General features: G+C 67.6%; 18 protein-coding genes. 6 read left to right on the top strand and 12 right to left on the bottom strand.

Annotation, left to right across the window (positions count from 1 at the left end; all coding sequences use genetic code 11):
• Positions 1 to 28: 28 nt before the first annotated feature.
• From ACIGJD_RS09545 to ACIGJD_RS09530, 4 genes are all read right to left on the bottom strand, one after another.
• A complete protein-coding gene (locus ACIGJD_RS09545; protein ID WP_483689310.1) occupies positions 29 to 640 on the bottom strand; it encodes a hypothetical protein in 612 nt (203 codons plus the stop codon).
• Positions 630 to 932 (bottom strand): hypothetical protein, encoded by a 303-nt coding sequence (locus ACIGJD_RS09540; RefSeq protein WP_483689309.1) that lies wholly within the window; start codon positions 930 to 932, stop codon positions 630 to 632. Before ACIGJD_RS09540 ends, ACIGJD_RS09545 begins: the two co-directional genes overlap by 11 nt.
• A 148-nt stretch (positions 933 to 1,080) precedes the next feature.
• On the bottom strand, positions 1,081 to 1,596 hold the full coding sequence (locus tag ACIGJD_RS09535) for a flavin reductase family protein (protein WP_483689308.1): 516 nt from the start codon (positions 1,594 to 1,596) through the stop codon (positions 1,081 to 1,083).
• A gap of 200 nt (positions 1,597 to 1,796) precedes the next feature.
• Positions 1,797 to 2,735 carry a 5'-3' exonuclease gene (locus ACIGJD_RS09530; RefSeq protein ID WP_483689307.1) on the bottom strand — a complete coding sequence of 313 codons (939 nt, stop codon included), beginning with the start codon at positions 2,733 to 2,735 and terminating at the stop codon, positions 1,797 to 1,799.
• Positions 2,736 to 2,891: 156 nt separating this feature from the next.
• Between ACIGJD_RS09530 and ACIGJD_RS09525 the strand changes: the two genes are divergently transcribed.
• Positions 2,892 to 4,187, top strand: coding sequence for a BNR-4 repeat-containing protein (locus ACIGJD_RS09525; RefSeq protein WP_483689306.1), 1,296 nt, complete (start codon positions 2,892 to 2,894; stop codon positions 4,185 to 4,187).
• Positions 4,188 to 4,202: 15 nt separating this feature from the next.
• Here ACIGJD_RS09525 and ACIGJD_RS09520 read toward each other — a convergent pair whose 3' ends face one another.
• From ACIGJD_RS09520 to ACIGJD_RS09510, 3 genes are read right to left on the bottom strand one after another with little or no spacing between them, the layout of a single operon-like run.
• The gene (locus tag ACIGJD_RS09520) at positions 4,203 to 4,811 is read right to left on the bottom strand and encodes a dihydrofolate reductase family protein (protein WP_483689305.1); all 609 of its coding nucleotides are present in this window, start codon (positions 4,809 to 4,811) and stop codon (positions 4,203 to 4,205) included.
• A gap of 6 nt (positions 4,812 to 4,817) precedes the next feature.
• Complete coding sequence (locus ACIGJD_RS09515; RefSeq protein WP_483689304.1) at positions 4,818 to 6,818, bottom strand: vWA domain-containing protein; 2,001 nt, start codon at positions 6,816 to 6,818, stop codon at positions 4,818 to 4,820.
• A 14-nt stretch (positions 6,819 to 6,832) separates the two neighbouring features.
• On the bottom strand, positions 6,833 to 8,221 hold the full coding sequence (locus ACIGJD_RS09510) for a sigma 54-interacting transcriptional regulator (RefSeq protein ID WP_483689303.1): 1,389 nt from the start codon (positions 8,219 to 8,221) through the stop codon (positions 6,833 to 6,835).
• A gap of 134 nt (positions 8,222 to 8,355) precedes the next feature.
• Here ACIGJD_RS09510 and ACIGJD_RS09505 point away from each other — a divergent pair, with 134 nt between their 5' ends.
• Both ACIGJD_RS09505 and ACIGJD_RS09500 read left to right on the top strand, forming a co-directional pair.
• On the top strand, positions 8,356 to 8,985 hold the full coding sequence (locus ACIGJD_RS09505; RefSeq protein ID WP_483689302.1) for an MSMEG_4193 family putative phosphomutase: 630 nt from the start codon (positions 8,356 to 8,358) through the stop codon (positions 8,983 to 8,985).
• Positions 8,986 to 9,013: 28 nt separating this feature from the next.
• Positions 9,014 to 9,715 carry an SCO1664 family protein gene (locus ACIGJD_RS09500; protein ID WP_483689301.1) on the top strand — a complete coding sequence of 234 codons (702 nt, stop codon included), beginning with the start codon at positions 9,014 to 9,016 and terminating at the stop codon, positions 9,713 to 9,715.
• A gap of 51 nt (positions 9,716 to 9,766) precedes the next feature.
• On the opposite strand, the gene ACIGJD_RS09495 is transcribed toward ACIGJD_RS09500, so the two are convergent.
• The gene (locus tag ACIGJD_RS09495; protein ID WP_483689300.1) at positions 9,767 to 10,498 is read right to left on the bottom strand and encodes an SGNH/GDSL hydrolase family protein; all 732 of its coding nucleotides are present in this window, start codon (positions 10,496 to 10,498) and stop codon (positions 9,767 to 9,769) included.
• Between the two features lie 237 nt (positions 10,499 to 10,735).
• On the opposite strand from ACIGJD_RS09495, the gene ACIGJD_RS09490 reads away from it, so the two are divergent.
• Positions 10,736 to 11,515, top strand: coding sequence for an MBL fold metallo-hydrolase (locus ACIGJD_RS09490; RefSeq protein ID WP_483689299.1), 780 nt, complete (start codon positions 10,736 to 10,738; stop codon positions 11,513 to 11,515).
• Between the two features lie 26 nt (positions 11,516 to 11,541).
• On the opposite strand, the gene ACIGJD_RS09485 is transcribed toward ACIGJD_RS09490, so the two are convergent.
• A complete protein-coding gene (locus ACIGJD_RS09485; RefSeq protein ID WP_483689298.1) occupies positions 11,542 to 12,366 on the bottom strand; it encodes a DUF1206 domain-containing protein in 825 nt (274 codons plus the stop codon).
• Between the two features lie 157 nt (positions 12,367 to 12,523).
• Here ACIGJD_RS09485 and ACIGJD_RS09480 point away from each other — a divergent pair, with 157 nt between their 5' ends.
• Both ACIGJD_RS09480 and ACIGJD_RS09475 read left to right on the top strand, forming a co-directional pair.
• On the top strand, positions 12,524 to 15,127 hold the full coding sequence (locus tag ACIGJD_RS09480) for an excinuclease ABC subunit UvrA (protein WP_483689297.1): 2,604 nt from the start codon (positions 12,524 to 12,526) through the stop codon (positions 15,125 to 15,127).
• A 105-nt stretch (positions 15,128 to 15,232) separates the two neighbouring features.
• Positions 15,233 to 16,075, top strand: coding sequence for an SDR family oxidoreductase (locus tag ACIGJD_RS09475; protein ID WP_483689296.1), 843 nt, complete (start codon positions 15,233 to 15,235; stop codon positions 16,073 to 16,075).
• A gap of 10 nt (positions 16,076 to 16,085) precedes the next feature.
• On the opposite strand, the gene ACIGJD_RS09470 is transcribed toward ACIGJD_RS09475, so the two are convergent.
• From ACIGJD_RS09470 to ACIGJD_RS09460, 3 genes are read right to left on the bottom strand one after another with little or no spacing between them, the layout of a single operon-like run.
• Positions 16,086 to 16,844 carry an enoyl-CoA hydratase/isomerase family protein gene (locus ACIGJD_RS09470; RefSeq protein WP_483689295.1) on the bottom strand — a complete coding sequence of 253 codons (759 nt, stop codon included), beginning with the start codon at positions 16,842 to 16,844 and terminating at the stop codon, positions 16,086 to 16,088.
• Between the two features lie 25 nt (positions 16,845 to 16,869).
• Positions 16,870 to 17,505 carry a flavin reductase family protein gene (locus tag ACIGJD_RS09465; RefSeq protein ID WP_483689294.1) on the bottom strand — a complete coding sequence of 212 codons (636 nt, stop codon included), beginning with the start codon at positions 17,503 to 17,505 and terminating at the stop codon, positions 16,870 to 16,872.
• Between the two features lie 5 nt (positions 17,506 to 17,510).
• Positions 17,511 to 18,833 carry an MFS transporter gene (locus ACIGJD_RS09460; protein WP_483689293.1) on the bottom strand — a complete coding sequence of 441 codons (1,323 nt, stop codon included), beginning with the start codon at positions 18,831 to 18,833 and terminating at the stop codon, positions 17,511 to 17,513.
• Positions 18,834 to 18,898: the final 65 nt, after the last annotated feature.

The raw sequence follows: 18,898 nt of genomic DNA, 5'->3' as shown, positions 1-18,898 counted from the left end.
CCTGACGGCGTGGGCCCCGCCGTTGTGGTCAGGGCTTCCCCTGCGCCTTGCCTTTGTTTCTGTCCTTGGCTTCCTTGGCGGTGTCCGAACGCTGGTCACCGGGGACGGCCGCCGGGGCAGGGGCAGGGGCCACGGCAGGCACCCGGTCTACGGGAGCGGGGACGGATTCGCTTTGGGCGGTGTCGGCGAGTTGGTTGGTGCCGGGACGGGCAGGAGCCGCTGTGCCGGGTTCCGGCGCGGCAGGTGCTGCGGCGGCGGCTACTTTTGTGGCAATGTCCGACTTCACGGCCGAGAGTGCGGTCTCGATGCCGCGGTACCGTGCAGCGGAGAGGCGGCCTGCTGCCGCCGCATCGCCCAGGTCCTTCTCGAGTGCCTGAAGGGCGGCCAGTGCCCCGTCCATCCTGTTCTCTGCCGCCGCCTGGCTGATGCTCAAGACGCGGATCTGGAAACCCCGCAGGACGGTCTCGTCGGCGTCTGCGGAGCGGATGCCCGCCGCTCCAACCACCAGCGCGGCGCCAACCAGGGTGCAGCACAGGACGATCAGGGCATGGGTCCTCCGACGGCGCAGGGGTACGCGACGCGCCGCGGCTGCCTCAGCGGCTTGTCCAGATGCGGCGGCCGGTTCCGCCTTAGGCTGCATGCCTGCCCCGCATCGGCATGGGAGCGGTGGACCGGATGGGCAGCACGGTGACGGTTGCCGGGTCAGCTTCGGGGGGCAGCGCGACGATCTTATCCGCGCGGGAAGCGGCCCGGGCCAGGAGAATCCGGGAACCCGCCCGCAGCATGGTGGTGATCAACAGGCCGATGCCCACTCCGAGGAGCACATGTCCGGCAAGATAGTGCTGGGCGGCTCCGGGGCCACCCTCCGCGGCGACCGCCGCACCGCCAACGGTCAGCATCAGTGACAGGGCCGTACCGAAAATTGCGCCCATGGCTCCTGCTCCCATCCCATTTAATCAGCAAGCTTACTAGTAATGCTCAGTAAGCTTACTACTGGATGGGCCTGAAGCAAGAGTGCAGACCGCCGGCGTTCCCGGGTGCGGGATGGAAGCCCTTCCGCCAATGGGGTGGCAGGACCCCTCAGCGCCCCGCTTCGAGCAATCCCTCCGCCGGTGCAAGCCCGGAGTACCGGCCCCTGAAGAACAGCAGTGGTTCCGCGTCGTGCCGCGCGTGAAGATGGCGCACCGCAGCCACCACGATGGTGTGGTCACCGCCGTCGTACTCCGCGTGAAGCTCGCAGTCGATCCAGGCGAGCGCATCATCGAGCACGGGATTTCCCAGCGGCGACGACGTGTGGCTGACTCCTGCGAACCTGTCTGCTCCCGGGCGGGCGAACTGCCCGGCGAGGTGCTGGTGCTCCGCCGGAAGGATATTCACGGTGAAGGAACCGGCCTTCCGCAGCACGGGCCACGTGGTTGAGGTGCGCGCCGGGCTGAACGTGACCAGGGCCGGATCCAGCGACAGGGACGCAAAGGACTGGCAGGTGAAACCGGCGGGTCCGTCCGGGGTGGAACCGGTGATTACAGTCAGGCCGCTGGCGAAGGTTCCGAAAATATCGCGAAGCCGGCGCGGAGCAAGATTTGAAGTGACTGTCATGGAAGAGGCCTCTCGTCAGGGTCGTAACCTCACCCAACCATCCCCAAAAAGACCCGTTCAAGCCGCCTGACATGAACGGACACGGGCCGAAACCCGGCGTCACCCCTGCACATCCGGCGTCATCCGTTAAGTATCCCGGGGCGCCCGCCGCGTCCTTAAATGACGCACCACAGCGCGGCTTTCACCGCCATTAGCGTCAGCTAACCGCGCTGGTCCAAAGCCGTCAGCAGCCGGCGGACCGATCCGCCCAGGTTCCAGTCCGTTGCCAGCTGCTCGAGTTCAGCGCGCCGCCCACCGGTCACCGGTTGCAGCAGGGCGCCGGCCTCATCCAGGGTGGGCAGCTCCAGGTTGCGCACCAGGCGGACGACGGCGGGGGCTGCTTCCAGGTACGCGGCGGCGGCTGTGAGCTTGGCCTGGACAGGTGCGGACACCCCGCCGTCGGGCTCTTCCGCCGCTGCCAACAGCCGTTCCAAGGTGCCGTGCTTCAGCAGCAGGGAGGCCGCCGTCTTCTCACCGATTCCCGCCACACCGGGCAGGCCGTCGGAAGCGTCCCCGCGCAAGGTGGCATAGTCGGCGTACTGCTGGGGCAGGACCTTGTACTTGGCCACCACACTTTCCTCGGTGATGACTTCGAGGTTCTTCATGCCGCGGGCGGTGTAGATGACCCGGACTCCGCGCTCGTCGTCACAGACCTGGAAGAGGTCCCGGTCGCCCGTAACGACGTCTACGGGAAAGGCAGCCTGGCTCGCGTAGGTGCCCACGACGTCGTCGGCCTCATGCTGTGCCGCGCCCACGATGGCAATGCCGGCAAGCTCCAGCACCCGGCGGATCATGGGCAGCTGCGCTTCGAGACCCTCCGGTACCACCTCGACGTCGGTGCCGTCCGGTACGGCCCGGGCCACGCGGTGGGCCTTGTAGGTGGGAAGCAGGTCCACCCGCCACTGGGGCCGCCAATCATCGTCCCAGCAGGCCACCAGATGGGTAGCGTGGTAGTCGGTGGTGAGGCGGGCAATCATGTCCAGCAGTCCACGAACGGCGTTGACCGGCGTTCCGTCCGGATGGCGGATGGTGTCCGGCAGGCCGTAGAAGGCACGGAAGTACAGGGAGGCAGTGTCGAGCAGCATGAGGCGCTGGGGCATACCTTGATCCTGACACGGAATGGCTCCGTACGGCAGCAGGCGGACCGGCGGCCGGAGCGGCTGTCGATTCGATATCAGCGGGGCAGTTGCGTTGACCCCGGAAGAGGTATGGGCAAGGATAACGGAATACGCTTTCCCGCCGATAACAGGAGTGCCATGTCCCCGGACCCGATCACAATCAATGACAACGGCGCATGGTGCTGGTTCCAGGACGAGCGGGCCGTGGTCGACACGAAAGCCAACACCCTGCTGGTGGGCTCGGTGGCTGCCCCGGAAGGCTCCGGCGGCGAAAGCCGGGGCGGCAACATCGAAATTGCAGTCCTGGACCTGGCCACAGGCCAGAGCACGGTACATGTCCTGCACCGGAAGCTGGAGCCTGACGACCATGACGCCCCTGCTTTGCTGATCAGGCCGGACGGCCGCTACCTGGCCATGTACGCCAAGCACAAGACAGACAACTTTTCCCGCTGGCGGATCTCCACGCGGCCCCACGACGCCTCCGAATGGGGGCCTGAACAGTGCTTCGACTGGACGGAACTGGCCGACGGGCGCGGGGCCACCTACTCCAACCTGCACCGCCTGGACTCCGAGTCCCGCGTGTACAACTTTGTCCGGGCCATCAACGATGACCCCACCCTGATGGTGTCCGAGGACGACGGCACCACTTGGCGTTTCGGCGGAAAGCTCTTTACCCGGCCGAAGGTGGGCTATGTCAACGGCTACACCCGCTACTTCGGCAACGGCACCGACCGCATCGACCTCATCACCACGGACCACCACCCCCGCGACTTCAACAACAGCATCTATCACGGCTACGTCCGGGACAACGCGCTGCACGACTCCCAGGGACGGGTGGTTTCCAAACCCCTGATCGGGTCGGCCGGCATCAACCAGAGCTCCCTCACCACGGTCTTCCAGGCAGGCGCCGAACTCGACGGGGACATCCTCACCCACGGCTGGACTGTCGACCTCCGCGGCGAGGGTCCGCAGCTGGCCGCGATCATCAGCTGCCGGGCGAACGACGTCAACGGTGCCCTGGAGCGGGAACAGGTGCTCGACGTCGACGATCACCGCCTGCTCTACGCGCGCTTCGATGGGACGCGCTGGCAGCTGCACCATCTCGCGGCCGCCGGCCCGGCCCTGCTCCCCCACGAACAGGACTACACCGGGCTGGGTGCGGTGGACCCTTACGACCTGGACCGGGTGTACATCTCCGCTCCGGTCGATCCCCGGACCGGTGACACCACCGCCCACTACGAGATCTACGCCGGCCGGACCCGGGACGGCGGCGGTACGTGGGAGTGGGAGGCAGTGACAGCCAACTCCCGGGTGGACAACCTTCGTCCAATAGTGCCGCCCGGAGACGCTGCGGTGCATGCGGTGTGCTGGTTCCGCGGGACCATGCGCTCCTCGCAGGCCTACGAAACTGAAATCGTGGTGCTTTCCCGCTGACCTGCGCCAAGGGCGCTACGCCTGTCCCCTCCATTGCGGCACGTCGATCACGCGCGGGATGTACTCGAGCAGCTGGAGGCGTCCGTCAAAGGTCCTGCTGTCCACCATCTCCAGGGCAACGTCAGGGTAACCGTCATAGATCCGTTCGCTTCCGGTCCGGCCGGTGATCAGGGGGAAGACCACCAGGCGGAAGCGGTCCACCAGGCCGGCTGCCACCAGGGACCGGCAAAGGCTGAGGCTGCCCAGGGTACTCAAGGGCCCCGTATGGGCCTGCTTCATCCGCCTGACGGCCTCAACGGCGTCACCGGCCACCAGTTCGGAGTTCGGCCACTGAAGAGGCGCCGTTAGGCTGGCGGAAAAGACCACCTTGGGAACGGCAGCGAGGCCCGTCAGCGAAGCGCTCTCGTCCTCGGAGTAGCCTGTACCCCCGGCCGCTGCATCCTCCGACATCCCGGACATGAGGCGGTAGGTGTTGGCTCCCATCAGGTAGGTGCGCTCCGTACGTGCCTCCTGCTGGAGCCAGGCCAGGTATTCCGGACCCTCCAGGCCCCACCAGCCCGGCCAGCCCTCGCCGGAGGCACAGCCGTCCAGCGTGATAATCAGGTCCACCATCAGCTCGCCCATGGCTGATCAGAACCAGTCGCCGTCGGCGTAGGCGCTGCGGACGTGGGCGCGGAGGTACTCGCCCACTACTGCGGCGCCCAGATCGCCCACCTCGGGCGCCACCACGCGGCCCTCCACGCGCCGCGCCATGCGCTGGATGAACCGTTCCAGGCCGGGGTCGTTTCCCAGGCGGAAAAAGGTGGTCTGAGCCCCCATGCGGCCCAGCCGGTCCAGTTCCCCGATGGTGGCGCGGATGGTCTCGGCATCCGGCGGCCAGTTGAACCAGGAGTCCCCGTCGGGCAGGAGGTGCGCTGTGGGTTCGCCGTCCGTGACCACCAGCAGGACGGGCTGCATGGACGGGTGCTGGCGGAAGAAGCGGCCCGCCAGCAGCAGGCCGTGGTGCAGGTTGGTTCCCTGTTCGCGCAGGGCCGGCAGGGCCGTCAGTTCCCCGATGTCCATGGACTGCGCGTAGCGGCCGAACGTGATCAGCTGCAGCCGGTCACCGCGGAAGCGGGTGGACACCAGGTGGTGCAGCGCGAGCGCCGTCCGCTTCATGGGAACCCACCGCCCCTCGGCTGCCATGGAGAAGGACACGTCCACCAGCAGGGCAACGGCGGCCTGGGTCCGGGCCTCCGTCTCCGCTACTTCGATGTCGTCCACCGCGAGCCGCAGTCCACGGGCCGGGTCGCCGCCGTCGGCCATGGTCCGTCGGATGGCGTTGGTCATGGTGCGGGTGACGTCCCAGGGCTCGGCGTCGCCGAACTCCCACTGCCGGCTGGAACCGGTCAGTTCACCCGCGGCCCCTGCCATCCTGGTGTCCCGGCTGCCCTGCCGCCCGGACAGCTGCCTGGCAGCGTCGCGCAGCAGCGACTTGCCCAGCCGGCGCATGGCCTGCGGGGACAGCCGAAGGTCACCGTCCGCTCCGCGCCGCAGGTAGCCGCCGTCCTGCATCGCCCGCTCAATCTCCGCCAGGGTACGTGCGCTCACAGCGGCGTTTTCCCCCAGCTGCCGGGCGAGGGCGTCCAGGTCCAGGTCATCGAGCCGGGAGCCGTTATAGCTCTGGGACAGCTGCTCCGACAGTTCGTCCAGTTCCGCGATGTCCTGGAGCACCCCCGTGCCGTCGCCCAGTCCCAGGCCTTCCTGCCCTTCGAAGCGTTCCGATCCCGTCCAGTCCTCGCCCGGGCGCAGTGCCTGCAGGGTGGCGTCGAGTTCGCTGAGCTGGGCCATGAGTTCGGGTGAGCCGAAGGCCTGGGCGGAGAGCCGCATCAGCTCATCACGCTGGTCCGGGGACATGGACTGCAGGAGCCGCTGGGCAGCGGCGGCGCGCTGTGCGAGGGCATCCACCAGTTCCTCCACCGACTGCGGGTTCTCCGGGAAGTACTGGCCGTGTTTGGCCATGAACTCCTGGAAGTCTGCGTCCGTGTCCTCGCCGCGCCGGTGCTTGTCCAGCAGCTCGTTGAGGTCCCGGAGCATGGCGCTCACGGCCTGGCGGTCTTCATCGGTGGCGCTCTCCAGCGCCTGTTTCATCCCGGCGAACCGCTGTTCAAGGACTTCCCGGCCCAGCAGGTCCTTGATTTGTTCGTAAGCCTCACGTGCTGCACCGGATTGCCAATCGTAGGAGGCCAGCTCGTTGACGGCGGCAGCCGTGGAGGGCGGCAGGTTCTGCAGCTGCATCTCCCGGAAGGCACGGTCGGTGTTGTCCATCATGGCGTCCCGGGCCAGCTGCTTGCGTTCTTCCAGCACGGCAGTATCCAGGAGTTTCTTCACTTCGTCCAGGGTGCCGTCCAGCCGGTGCCGGCTGAGCAGGTCGCGCCGCCGCTGCTGGACGCGCCGGGCAAGGTCGTCCAGCCCGTCGCGGTTCCGGCCGCCCCGGCGCAGGAACTCCTGCAGGGCGTGGCGCGGCGAGTAGCCTGCCATGACGTCCTCGGCGACGGCGTCGAGGGCCTCGGCCAGGTCCACCGGCGGGGCGAGCGGGTCCGGGCCGCCGGTGTACCGGCCGTACTTGGCGTGCCGTTTGTGGATGGCCATGGTGCCTCCTGGGCTTAGCCGTAGATGGTTTCCTCGTCGTCGGACTCCTTGGAGATCCGCCGGCCCAGGTACAGGCCTTCCAAGGCGAGTTCGACGGCGGCGGCCCGCTGGCCGTCGTTCACCGCACCGAGGCGCCGGCCAATTTCCTCGTAGAGGCCGGAGCCGTTCAGCGACGGGAGGTTGCCAAGGAACTCCCGGGCTGTGACTTGCTCGCCAGTGCTGACAGTCCGGTGGCCATCGAGGGCGGCCACGAGCGGGCCCATGTCCAAGCCCTGGAAGTGGGCCCTGACTGCTTCGGCGGTGGCGGTGCGCAGCAGGTGGTCAAGGACGCCCTGTTCGCGCCCTTCCTCACCCGATTCGAACTCGATCTTGCCGGTCAGAACCTCCACGGCGGGTTCCAGGTCGATGATCCGGGCCACGGCCTGGTCCTCACCCCGGAGGCTGGCCCGCCGCAGGGCCGCGGCCGCGATGGTTTCCGCCCCGGCAATGGCGAACCGGGCGGAAACCCCGGATGTCTGGTTGATCGCCGGCGACTGCCGCAGCGCCCTGGTGTAGCGGGCCAGGATCTCCAGGATGAATGGCGGGACATCCGCCACTAGCCGGCCCTCCTGCCTAATGACAGAGACCTCGTCTTCCAGTTCGATCGGGTAGTGCGTCCGAATTTCCGCGCCAAAGCGGTCCTTCAGCGGCGTGATGATCCGGCCGCGGTTGGTGTAGTCCTCCGGGTTGGCGGATGCGACCACCAGCACGTCCAGCGGCAGGCGCAGCACATAGCCGCGGATCTGGATGTCCCGCTCCTCCATGACGTTGAGCATGGCCACCTGGATGCGTTCGGCAAGGTCCGGCAGTTCGTTGATGGCGATGATGCCGCGGTTGGAGCGCGGGATGAGGCCGTAGTGGATGGTTTCGGGGTCGCCCAGGCGCCGGCCTTCGGCCACGCGCATGGGGTCCACATCGCCGATGAGGTCTGCCACCGATGTGTCCGGCGTTGCCAGTTTCTCGACGTAGCGCTCCGAACGGTGCCGCCAGGCAACCCGCAGCCGGTCCCCTTCGGTGACGGCACGGGTACGGGACTGTTCGGTAATCGGTTCGAACGGATGCTCGTTGAGCTCCGAATCCTCAATCACGGGGGACCATTCATCCAGCAGCCCGGCCAGGGTCCGGAGCAGGCGGGTCTTGCCCTGGCCGCGCTCGCCCAGCAGGACAATGTCATGGCCTGCAATCAGCGCCCGCTCAAGCTGCGGAATAACCGTCCTGCTGAAGCCGTACAGGCCCGGCCACGGGTCACGCCCCTCCGCCAGGGCGGCGAGGAGATTGTCGCGGATCTCGTGGCGAAGGTCCTTGAGGACGTAGCCTGCCGCACGGAGTTCACCAACAGTGTAGATATCGGGGCGATCAGTCACCTCTCTACCGTAAGCCCGGCCCTGCGGCTAATCGAGAGATTCCTCCAGATTCCCCGGGGCCGGCCGTAACGCTTGCCGCTCCCCGCGCCTCGCAAGCTCGGCACGGGGTCCCCTCGCGGCTACGCTTAGACGCAATGACACAGAGCACCTTGATCCTTTTAGTCCGCCACGGCCAGACGCCCACCACTGGTACGGTCCTGCCCGGCCGCGCCCCGGGGCTGCACCTTTCCGAGCGCGGCCGCGCGCAGGCCGACGCCGTGGCTGAACGCCTTTCCGGCCTGCCCGTGCACGCCATCTATTCCTCGCCGCTGGAACGGGCACGGGAGACGGCCGAGCCGTCAGCTGCCCGTGCCGGGCTCACCGTCAGCGAAGATGCCGGGCTCCTGGAGTGCGACTTTGGCGACTGGACCGGTGCGGCGCTCGCCGGCCTGACCGGCCTGCCGGAGTGGCAAACCGTCCAGCACAACCCGTCCGCTTTCCGCTTTCCCAACGGCGAGGGATTTTCCGGAATGCAGGCCCGGATCGTCGGCACGCTGGATGCCCTCCGGGCTGCCCACCCGGGTGCCGTCGTCGTCTGTTTCTCCCACGCCGACCCCATCAAGGCTGCCGTGGCCCACGCGCTGGGCACCCATCTGGACCTCTTCCAGCGGATCATGATCAGCCCGGCGTCGGTCTCGGCAATCTCCTACACCGACGGCCAGGCACCCGCCGTACTCACGGTGAATTCGACGTCGGAGCCCCTTAGCGGACTGAGGGCGCCGTGACGAAGCGTGCATCCGCATGGAGCCCGTGGTGCCTGAACGTGAACTGACCCTCCTCACGGAGGGCCGCGTGGAACTGCTCGGCCGCATCATGAGCGGCAGCAACGCCACCTTCCTCGCGGAGCTTTCGTGCGGGGATGACTCCGCCTGGGCAGTCTACAAACCAGTTGCCGGCGAGCGTCCGCTCGCGGATTTCGAGGCCGGCCTGCACCGCCGGGAACGCGCCGCGTACCTGCTCAGCGAAGCACTGGGGTGGGGAATCGTCCCACCCACAGTGGTCCGGACGGACGCACCGCTGGGGGTGGGATCGTTGCAGTGGTTCATCGACGGCGACCTCGGGGAGCACTACTTCACCCTGTACGAAGACTCCCCCGAAACGCACGGCGCACTGGCGAGGATCGCCCTGTTCGACTACGTGGCGAACAATACGGACCGGAAAAGCGGGCATGTGCTGCGCGGCGCCGACGGCCATATCTGGGGCATCGACCATGGCCTGTGCTTCTCGGCCGCGTTCAAACTCCGGACGGTGATCTGGGACTTCGCCGGCGACCCCATTCCCGAGGCCCTGCTCGATGACATCAGCCCCCTGGCCACCGCGGTGCCGGCGGATTTGGCCGAGCTGCTCAACGACGCCGAGGTGGCCGCTCTCCAGCGCCGGGTCCAGCGCATGCTGCAGGAAGGAGTCCTCCCCGTGGACCGCACGGGCATGCGCTACCCCTGGCCTTTGGTCTAGGTGGGCAGTCCAGGCACTTTTGTCCCGGGCCTTTTGGTCCTGTCCGTGGGCCTAGGCTGCAGGCTTGCGCGGGTCCTGGCGCCCTTCCAGTGCCGCTGCAGCCGCCGGGGCTGCCTGCTCAAGGTAGGCGCCGATGTGGTCCAGCAGGTAGTGCTGCCCCTGAACGGTCGGATGGTCGCCGTCCGGGCCAATGAGATCGTCAAAATCGTCGCTGATCCACCCTTCGGCGATGGGGTCCACGAACTCCCCGCCGGCCTGCAGGGCAGCGGACTTGAGCTGGTCGCTGATGTCCACCAGCCCGGGATCCGGGGTTGTGGTGTACGACGGCGGGCCCACCACGATGATCCTGGCCTCTGGGGCCAGGGTCTCCGCCCGGTCCATGGCGGCCAGGGCGGCGCTGCCTAAATCGGCCGGGGGGTAGCCAAGGTCATTCTCAGATCCGAAGAAGACCACGATCCCCGTGTCCGGGGTGACGAAATCTTCAACCTGGCTGCCGAAGGTTCCGTTGTAGTCGCCCAGGCTGAGATAGCCGCTTCCGTCCTCGGCGGCGTTGACGACTTCCAGGCCGGCCACCTCCGGATCCTTCCGCATCAGCGCAGGCCAGGCCTGCTGCGGAGAGGTACCGTGGCCGGTGCTCAGCGAGTCCCCCACCACCACCACGCGGACCGGAGGCACCGCCGTGGCGGATGGCTGGGTCTGGGCGGCGCTTCCGGATGTGATGGCCAGGAGAAGGGCAAGACCACCCGCTGCCAGAAGGCGCCCGGGATGCGCGTTGTGGTGCATGGGTTCTGCCTCCTCCCTCGAAATGCGTAGCGGCAGCTGACTCGCTGCCGCTGATCTGTTGATTGTCCGTGTCCCATCGTAGGCAATTGTGGGTTCACTGTAGGGCGAAGGTGACCAGAATCAACAGGATGCACAGCGACTGCACAGGAAGCCTTAGGGCATTAGGTACCCCGCCGGCCTCCGTTGGGGGCAGGCGTGCACAAGGCCGTCCCGCGCTTGAGCAGCTACCCTTGACCCGTGCAGCAGCAAACTACCTCGAACCCCGCAGCCGGCCTGTCCGTGCAGGCGCCCGGCGTCTACTTCGCTGAAGGGCCGGCTGCCAACTGGATCGTGGTCCGGGACGGGACGGGATTCATCCTGATCGACAGCGGTTACCCCGCTGACCGCCACCACGTACTCGCCTCACTGCGCCACCTGGGCCTGGACCCTGCCGACGCCCTTGCGTTGCTGGTCACGCACGGCCACGTGGACCACACCGGCTCGGCCGCGTACTTCGCCGAGGAGTTTGGAACCCCCGTGCTGTGCGCCCCCGGGGAACTGGCCCATGTGCGCGGAACGGAAAAGCACCAGGTCAGCCTTGCCCAGGTACTGCGCCGTGCATGGCGGCCCCGCGTCCTGCGCTGGATGCTGCACGCCATCAAGGCCGGGGCGCTGGCGGCCAAGCCTGTTTCCGGGGCACAGGCATGGGACGCGGCCTCTCTTCGGGCCCTGCCCGGCAGGCCCGAAGCCGTCGACCTGCCCGGCCATACCCCAGGCAACGCGGCACTCCTCCTTCCAGCGGCCGGCGTCATCGCCGTCGGTGATTCGTTTGTCACTGGCCACCCGATCAGCCGGAGCGGCGGGCCGCAGATGCTGCACAGGATGTATCACTCAGACCCTGCAGAGGCACTGGCCGTCCTGCGGAAACTGGAGGGAGTGGACGCGTCGGTAATCCTCCCCGGCCACGGGCCTGCAGTGCGCCTCCCGTTGGGCGCGGCCCTGGCCGCCGTACGCGGCCGGACGCCTGGGGCCCCGTAATCCTGGCTGGACCGGAAAGGCTCGGTCTAGAACCGTCCGTAGCGTGCCCGTGCCATGGAATACACGCCGTAGCAGATGAGTCCGGCGGCGATGGCGGCGAGAAGGAACACACCGTAAGGCTGTGAGCCGAGGGCCTTCAGGCCGCCGTCGAGGCCCGAGGATTTGGACGGGTCGGCTGTGGCTGCCGCCACGACAATCAGGACACCGACGGCGGCAAGCACCACCCCCTTGGCCGCATAGCCCACTGTTCCAAGCCACTCAACAGCCGTGCGGGCGCTTCCCGGATCCTGAAGGTCCTTCATGAACTTCCGGGAAACACCCCGATAGGCATAAAAGACGCCGGCCCCGACGATCGCCAGCCCCACGACGATGACAAACACCACCCCGGCGGGCGCTCCCATCAGCTTTGCTGTGAAGTCGCTGGCCGACTGGCTGGAGTTTTTGCTGCCACCGGCGGCGAAGACGGCAAAGGTGAAGGCCAGGAAACCAAACACCACGGCCTTGCCCACGGCGGTGGCCGCCTCTTTCACCTTCTTCTTGGACTCAGTCTCGCTGCGGGCACCATAAAAGGCTTCGCTGAGCATCCACAAGGCAAGTGCGCCGCAGGCCACGGCGCCGGCCCACAGCAGGATGCCGCCACCGGGCTTGGATGCCAAGGTTCCAATCGCCCCCGACTGGTCGGCCTCGCCGCCCCGGCCCTGGACCAGCTGCAGGGCAATGACGCCTATCAGGATATGGACCAGGCCAATGAAGACAAATCCTGCCCGGGCCAACATGCGGACCGCCGGGCTGCGGCTCGCGGATGCGGCCTCCGATACTGCCCTGTTAGCTCCCTGCGACGCGTTGCCCATGGCCGGCCTTTCCCAAATATGTAGTTAATCTCTTCTTCCCCGGCCAGCTTCCCCCGGCCTGCCAGCGTCGCGGAATGCTTCAGTGTAAATCCGTCCGCGCCGGCCCAACAGGTCCTGAAATTCCGGCCATCTCCGGATCGGCACTACAGTCGAAGCGGTGTACGCCAAACAGAACTCCGACGAACTGACCCTACCCTCCATTGCGGCCGGCCACGCCGAAGACGGGTTTGTCCGGGTTCGTGGCGCCCGGGAAAACAACCTGCGGAACGTCAGCGTGGACGTGCCGCGGGATGCGATCGTGGCGTTCACCGGCGTATCCGGCTCCGGCAAGTCGTCCCTCGCGTTCGGCACCATCTACGCCGAAGCGCAGCGCCGGTTCTTCGAATCAGTGGCGCCCTACGCCCGCCGGCTCATCCAGCAGGGGCACAACCCCAAGGTGGAACAGGTCACCGGGCTGCCGCCCGCCGTCGCGCTCCAGCAGCGCCGCGGCACTGCCACCTCCCGGTCCACCGTTGGAACCGTCACCACCCTGTCCAATTCGCTGCGTATGCTCTTCTCCCGCGCAGGCGCCTACCCTGACGGGGCCCCTTCGCTGGACTCGGACGCCTTCTCCCCCAACACCGCGGCCGGCGCATGCCCGGAGTGCCACGGACTGGGTACTGCCCACACCGTCAGTGAAGCCTCACTGGTTCCAGACCCGTCCCTCAGCATCCGCGACGGCGCCATCGCGGCCTGGCCCGGCGCCTGGCAGGGCAAGAACCTCCGCGACATCCTGACCCACCTGGGCTACGACGTGGACACACCCTGGCACCAGCTGCCCCGGAAGCAGCGCGACTGGATCCTGTTCACCGAAGAACAACCCGTGGTGGAAGTGACGCCGCAGCGGGACCGCGTGGCCAAGCCCTACAAAGGCAGGTTCTGGAGCGCCAAGAGCTACGTCATGCACACCCTGCTGGATTCCAAGAGCCCTGCCATGCGGGAGAAGGTGCTGCGGTTCATGGTGACGGGACCCTGCCCCCGCTGCGGCGGGACGGGCCTCCGGCCAGAAGCCCTGGCGGTGACCTTTGCCGGCCACACCATTTCCGGGCTCAATGCCGTGCCCATGGCCGAACTGGCGGAGCTTATCCGCCCCACAACGGAGCTGGCTGCCGCGCGGACCGCGTCCCGAAAGCAGGCATCCGAGTCCAACGAAGTGGCAGTGGCCATCACCCGCGACCTCCTGCAGCGCATCAACGTGCTGCTGGAGCTTGGCCTGGGCTACCTGGCATTGGGCCGGTCCACGCCAACGCTTTCGCCAGGCGAAATGCAGCGACTCCGGATTGCCACGCAGCTGCGCTCCGGGCTCTTCGGCGTGATCTACGTGCTGGACGAACCGTCCGCAGGCCTGCATCCCGCGGACGCCGAACCCCTCCTGGCCGTGCTGGACCAGCTCAAATCATCCGGGAACTCGGTGTTCGTGGTGGAGCACAACATGGACCTGGTCCGCCACGCGGACTGGCTGGTGGATGTGGGGCCCCGTGCGGGCGAAGACGGCGGGAAGGTGCTGTACAGCGGCCCGGTGCAGGGCCTGGAAGCGGTGCCGGAGTCCGTGACGCGGCCCTTCCTCTTCCAGGAGGGACGGGTCAACAAGGCCCGGCAAGCGGCAACGGCCGACGGCGGCGCTGACGCCGGCAAGGGTGGGCCCCGGGAGGCCGCGGGCTGGCTTGAGCTGCGCGGTGTGAACCGCCACAACCTGCGCAACCTGGATGCGGCTTTTCCCCTCGGCGTGCTGACGGCGGTCACCGGTGTCTCCGGCTCCGGGAAGTCCACCCTGGTCAGCCAGGTCCTGGCGGGCGTGGCCGGCGCAGCACTGCGGACCGTGTCCGGGACCGGGCCCGCAGCCGATGAGCAGGAACCGGATCCGGGCGAAGACAACGGATCCGTGACCGTGGGCACCGTGACCGGCCTGGAGCGGATCGACCGCCTGGTCAAGGTGGACCAAAAACCCATCGGCCGCACCCCGCGCTCCAACCTGGCCACCTATACCGGACTGTTTGACGCCGTGCGCAAGGAGTTCGCTGCCACCGATGCTGCCAGGAGCCGGGGGTTCGGGGCCGGGCGTTTTTCGTTCAACGTGCCCGGCGGGCGCTGCGAAACCTGCCAGGGCGAAGGGTTCGTGGCCGTGGAACTGCTCTTCCTGCCCGGCAGCTACGGTCCGTGCCCGGACTGCCATGGCTCGCGCTACAACCCGGAAACCCTGGAGGTCACCTACCAGGGCAGGAACATCGCAGAGGTGCTGGGCATGACGGTGGATGCCGCCGCCGGCTTCCTGGCGGGCGTTCCCGCCGCCGCCCGTTCCCTGCAGACGCTGCAGGACGTGGGGCTGGGCTACCTCCGGCTGGGCCAGCCCGCCACCGAACTATCCGGCGGCGAGGCGCAACGGATCAAGCTGGCCACGGAACTGCAGCGCGCCCGGCGCGGGCACACGCTGTACCTGCTGGATGAGCCAACCACGGGACTGCACCCAGCGGATGTCCAACTCCTGATGGCCCAACTCAACCAGCTGGTGGACACCGGCAACACCGTGATCCTGGTGGAACATGAGATGGATGTGGTGGCCGCCGCCGACTGGGTAATGGACCTGGGGCCCGCCGGTGGCGACGCCGGCGGGCAGATCGTCGCCGCCGGCCGCCCTGCCGCCGTCGCGCGTTCTGCCACCAGCCGCACCGCACCCTACCTGGCCGCCGCACTCCAGGCCCGCTCCGCAGGCCAGAACCGCTAGCCGCCGGCAGCCCTTGCCCTCCTCCCCGCCGGCGCGTATCACTGAGGGATGCGTTTACAACGCGGCGCCCTTGCCAGAGACGTGCTTCGAGGCCGCGTGGCGGTAGTGACCGGCGCATCCCGCGGCCTCGGCTTTGCCATGGCGCGCGCACTGGGCCTGCACGGCGCAACGGTGGTGCTGGCGTCCAGGTCGGCCGACGGCGTTGCTGCCGCCGTCGGACGCCTGCAGGCCGAAGGCATCGCGGCGTCGGGGAGGCGCTGCGACACCGGAGAACCAGGGGACGTCGAGGCGCTGCGGGACGAGGCCCTTAACCGGGGAACGCTGGACATCTGGATCAACAATGCAGGCGTGTCCGGCGTGTTCGGGCCGACGGCCTCCACGCCCGTGGCCGACTTCACGCACGTGGTGCGAACGAACATCCTGGGGACCTTTCATGGGGCCCGCGTGGCCTTGCCGGTGTTCCTTGCCCAAGGCCACGGCGACCTGGTCAACCTGTACGGTCAGGGCGACCGCGGCCCCGTCGCCCTGCAGAACGCGTACGCGTCGAGCAAGCGGTGGGTCCGCCAGTTCACGGAGACGCTGCGGCTGGAAACCAAAGGCACCGGCGTCCGGGTGCACGGCATGAACCCAGGGCTGGTGCGGACCGACCTCCTGGGCCGGGTGACTTCCCAGCCCGGGTACCAGCATCGCCTGGGCGCCCTGCCGTTGGTCGTCGGGCTGTGGGGCCAGAGCGCCGACGAAGCTGCATGGCCCATCGTGGACCTGGTGACCTCCGACAGGGCGGAATTCCGGTTCCTGACCCGGCGGAGGCTGGTGACGCACGGACTGCACAACGTCCTGCGCGGCAGCCTGCGCCGGACGCACCAGATGCCCCTTGAGGTCACCGTCCTGGAAGCGCCGCAGCGGCCGCTTCCAATGGTGCGCCCCTCACACCGGGACAAGCCCTGACCAGCGTTGTCTACAGGTTTTTTCGCTGAGGGGACAGAAAGCCCTTGACCCGGCCCTGGAACTCGGTGGGATCCACTGCGGGCCCCGGTGCTGCCCGGCGGCCGGCGTCCGTCAGCAGGCCCAGACCCGCATTCACCGCTGCCTTTGAGGCCCGCAGGGAAGCCGCTGAAACTTCCTTCCAGTTGTCGAGGATCGCCTCCAGCGCCGCATCCGCGTCCTGGTCAGGGGCCACGGTGGTGACCAGGCCCGTGGACCAGGCCTGGTCAGCGGTCAGCATACGGCCGCCATAAAGAAGGTCCTTGGTTCGTGAGGGGCCTATCCGCAGCGCCATGCGGTTGGCAAAGGTGGCCGGTACCAGCAGGCCCAGGCGTGCCACAGGCATGCCAATGCGGGCTGACGGGGTGAGCAGCTGCAGGTCGCAGGCAAGGGCGAGCTGGCAGCCACCGCCGGCAGCCACTCCTTCCACAACAGCCACGGTGGGAACAGGCAAGTCCTCGAGCGCCTGCAGGGCGGCCTCAATCACGTCGAACGTCCGGCTGATCTCCGCGTCCGTCCGCCCCTCCCATTCGCGCACGTCAAAGCCGGCACAGAACACTCCTCCCCTGCCCCGCACCACCACGGCGCGCAGGGACGGCATGGCTGCCAGCCGGTGGACTGCGTTCCCCAGCTCCTGCCACTCGGCGCGCCCAAGGGCATTGAGCCGTTGCCCGCTGCCGAAGGAGAGCGTGGCGACAGATTCCACTTCTTCAACACCTATGGTGGCGGCCATACGTCGGCTTTCCTCCCCGCTGCACTTAATCCGGGCGCCGCGGGGTGCGCGGCGTGAAGCGGCCGGGCCACTGGGATGCCCGGATCCGCGGAAGGTCCTGGATGGGCCCCAGGGTGGCCCACTCATCACCGCCAAGCCTTGAGAGCGGATCAAGCCCGGTGACATCGGGGTGGCCGCTTCGGAGCACCCCGGTTGAGACCGATCCGTGCACCACCAGCCCGAACACCAGGACGCAGTCGCCCATCCGCAGCGTCTGGTGCAGGGAGCACTCCAGGACCGCCGGGGACTCCTTGACCCGGGGCGGCCGGACCACTGCGCTGGGCTCGCGGGTGAGCCCCGCGGCATCAAACTCACTTACGTCGGAACTGAAGTTCGTCCCGGTGGCATTGACCTCCTGGATCAGCGCCGCCGGAGCAAGGTTCACCACGAACTCCCCCGTCGCCTCGATGTTCCGCAGCGAGTCCTTTTCACCGACCGAGGTGAACTGGATGATCGGAGGGTCCACCGAGGCAACGGTGAAGAAGGAGTGGGGTGCCAGGTTGTCCACCCCCGCCGGGGACGTGCTCGAAACCCAGGCAATGGGACGTGGAACTACCACCGACGTCAGGAACTCGTAGAACTCCCGCGGACCCAGCTGTCCGGGGTCGAAGTCAGACCGCATCCGGCCTAGAGGTTCCTGGGCGCCGCGGCGGCAGCGGCGTCCTTGGCCAGCGCCCCCTTGGCCCTGGGCAGGAAGATCAGGGCCAGCATGGCGATGACGCAGCAGAGGATGATGTAGAGCGAGATCGACGTCGAGTTGCCGTAGTTCGCCAGCAGTGCCGCCGCGATCAGGGGCGCGGGGCCACCTGCGATCACGCTGGCCAGCTGGTATCCCAGCCCGGCGCCGGTGTAACGGATGTCGGTGTCGAAGCTTTCAGCAATCAGGGCAGCCTGCGGGCCGTACTGGATGTCGTGCAGGATCAGGCTGACCACGACGGCGACGCCCACCCACAGGGCGTCCCGGGTGTTCAACAGTCCAAAGTAGGGAAAGGCAAACAGCGCCGTGAGGACGATGCCGGTTCCGTAGACGCGGCGCCGGCCGAAACGGTCTGAAAGCCGCCCGAACAGTGGCACGCTGATCAGGCCCAGCGCCGCCGCAATCAGCGTGTCATCGAGGATGGAGTTGCTGTCCAGCTTCAGCTGCTTGGTGGCGTACGTGATAACGAAGGTGATGAACAGGTAGAACGGTGCCTGTTCCGACGTGCGCACCAGGGCGGAGAGGAGGATTTCCTTGGGCTGCCTCCGGATCACCTCGATGATCGGGGCCCTGACCACCTTGTTGGACTGCCGGACGGCATCGAACTCGGGGCTTTCAATGACGCGCAGGCGAACGAACAGGCCCACACCAATCAGGATGATGCTCAGAATGAAGGGGATCCGCCAGCCGTAGGCCACAAATCCCTCGGTGCCGGTGGCGGCAGTTGTCAGCCGGACAACGCCGGTGGACAGGACCAGCCCCAGCGGCACCCCGATCTGCGGCCAGGAGGCGGACAGGCCGCGGCGGGCCTGGTCGCCCCATTCCATGCTCAACAGCACCGAACCGCCCCACTCGCCGCCCACGCCGATGCCTTGGATGATGCGCAGCAGTACCAGCAGGACCGGCGCGGCAACGCCGATGCTTTCGTACGTCGGGAGCAGGCCAATCAGCACGGTTCCAAAGGCCATGAGGAAAAGCGTGGCCATGAGCGTCGTCTTGCGTCCAATCCGGTCACCGAAGTGGCCGAAGATGGCCGCGCCGATGGGCCTGGCCACGAAGCCGACAAACTGCGTGCCGAAAGCGGCGAGCACACCGGCAAAGGCTACTTGGCCCGGAAAGAACAGCTGGGGAAACACCAGCGCGGCGGCAGTCCCATAAAGGAAAAAGTCGTACCACTCGATGGTTGTACCCACCACACTCGCCACGGTGGCGCGCCGTACGGCCTGCTCCCGGGTCACTCCTTGAATACTCATCATCACTCCATTGGTCAGATGTAGCAGGGCGCCGGCCTGGCTTCGAATATCGGATAAATCGGCTT

This window comes from Arthrobacter sp. E1SS-5 (assembly GCF_057073715.1).
Note: the sequence above shows the minus strand (reverse complement) of the source record. Positions and strands in the feature narration are given on the sequence as shown.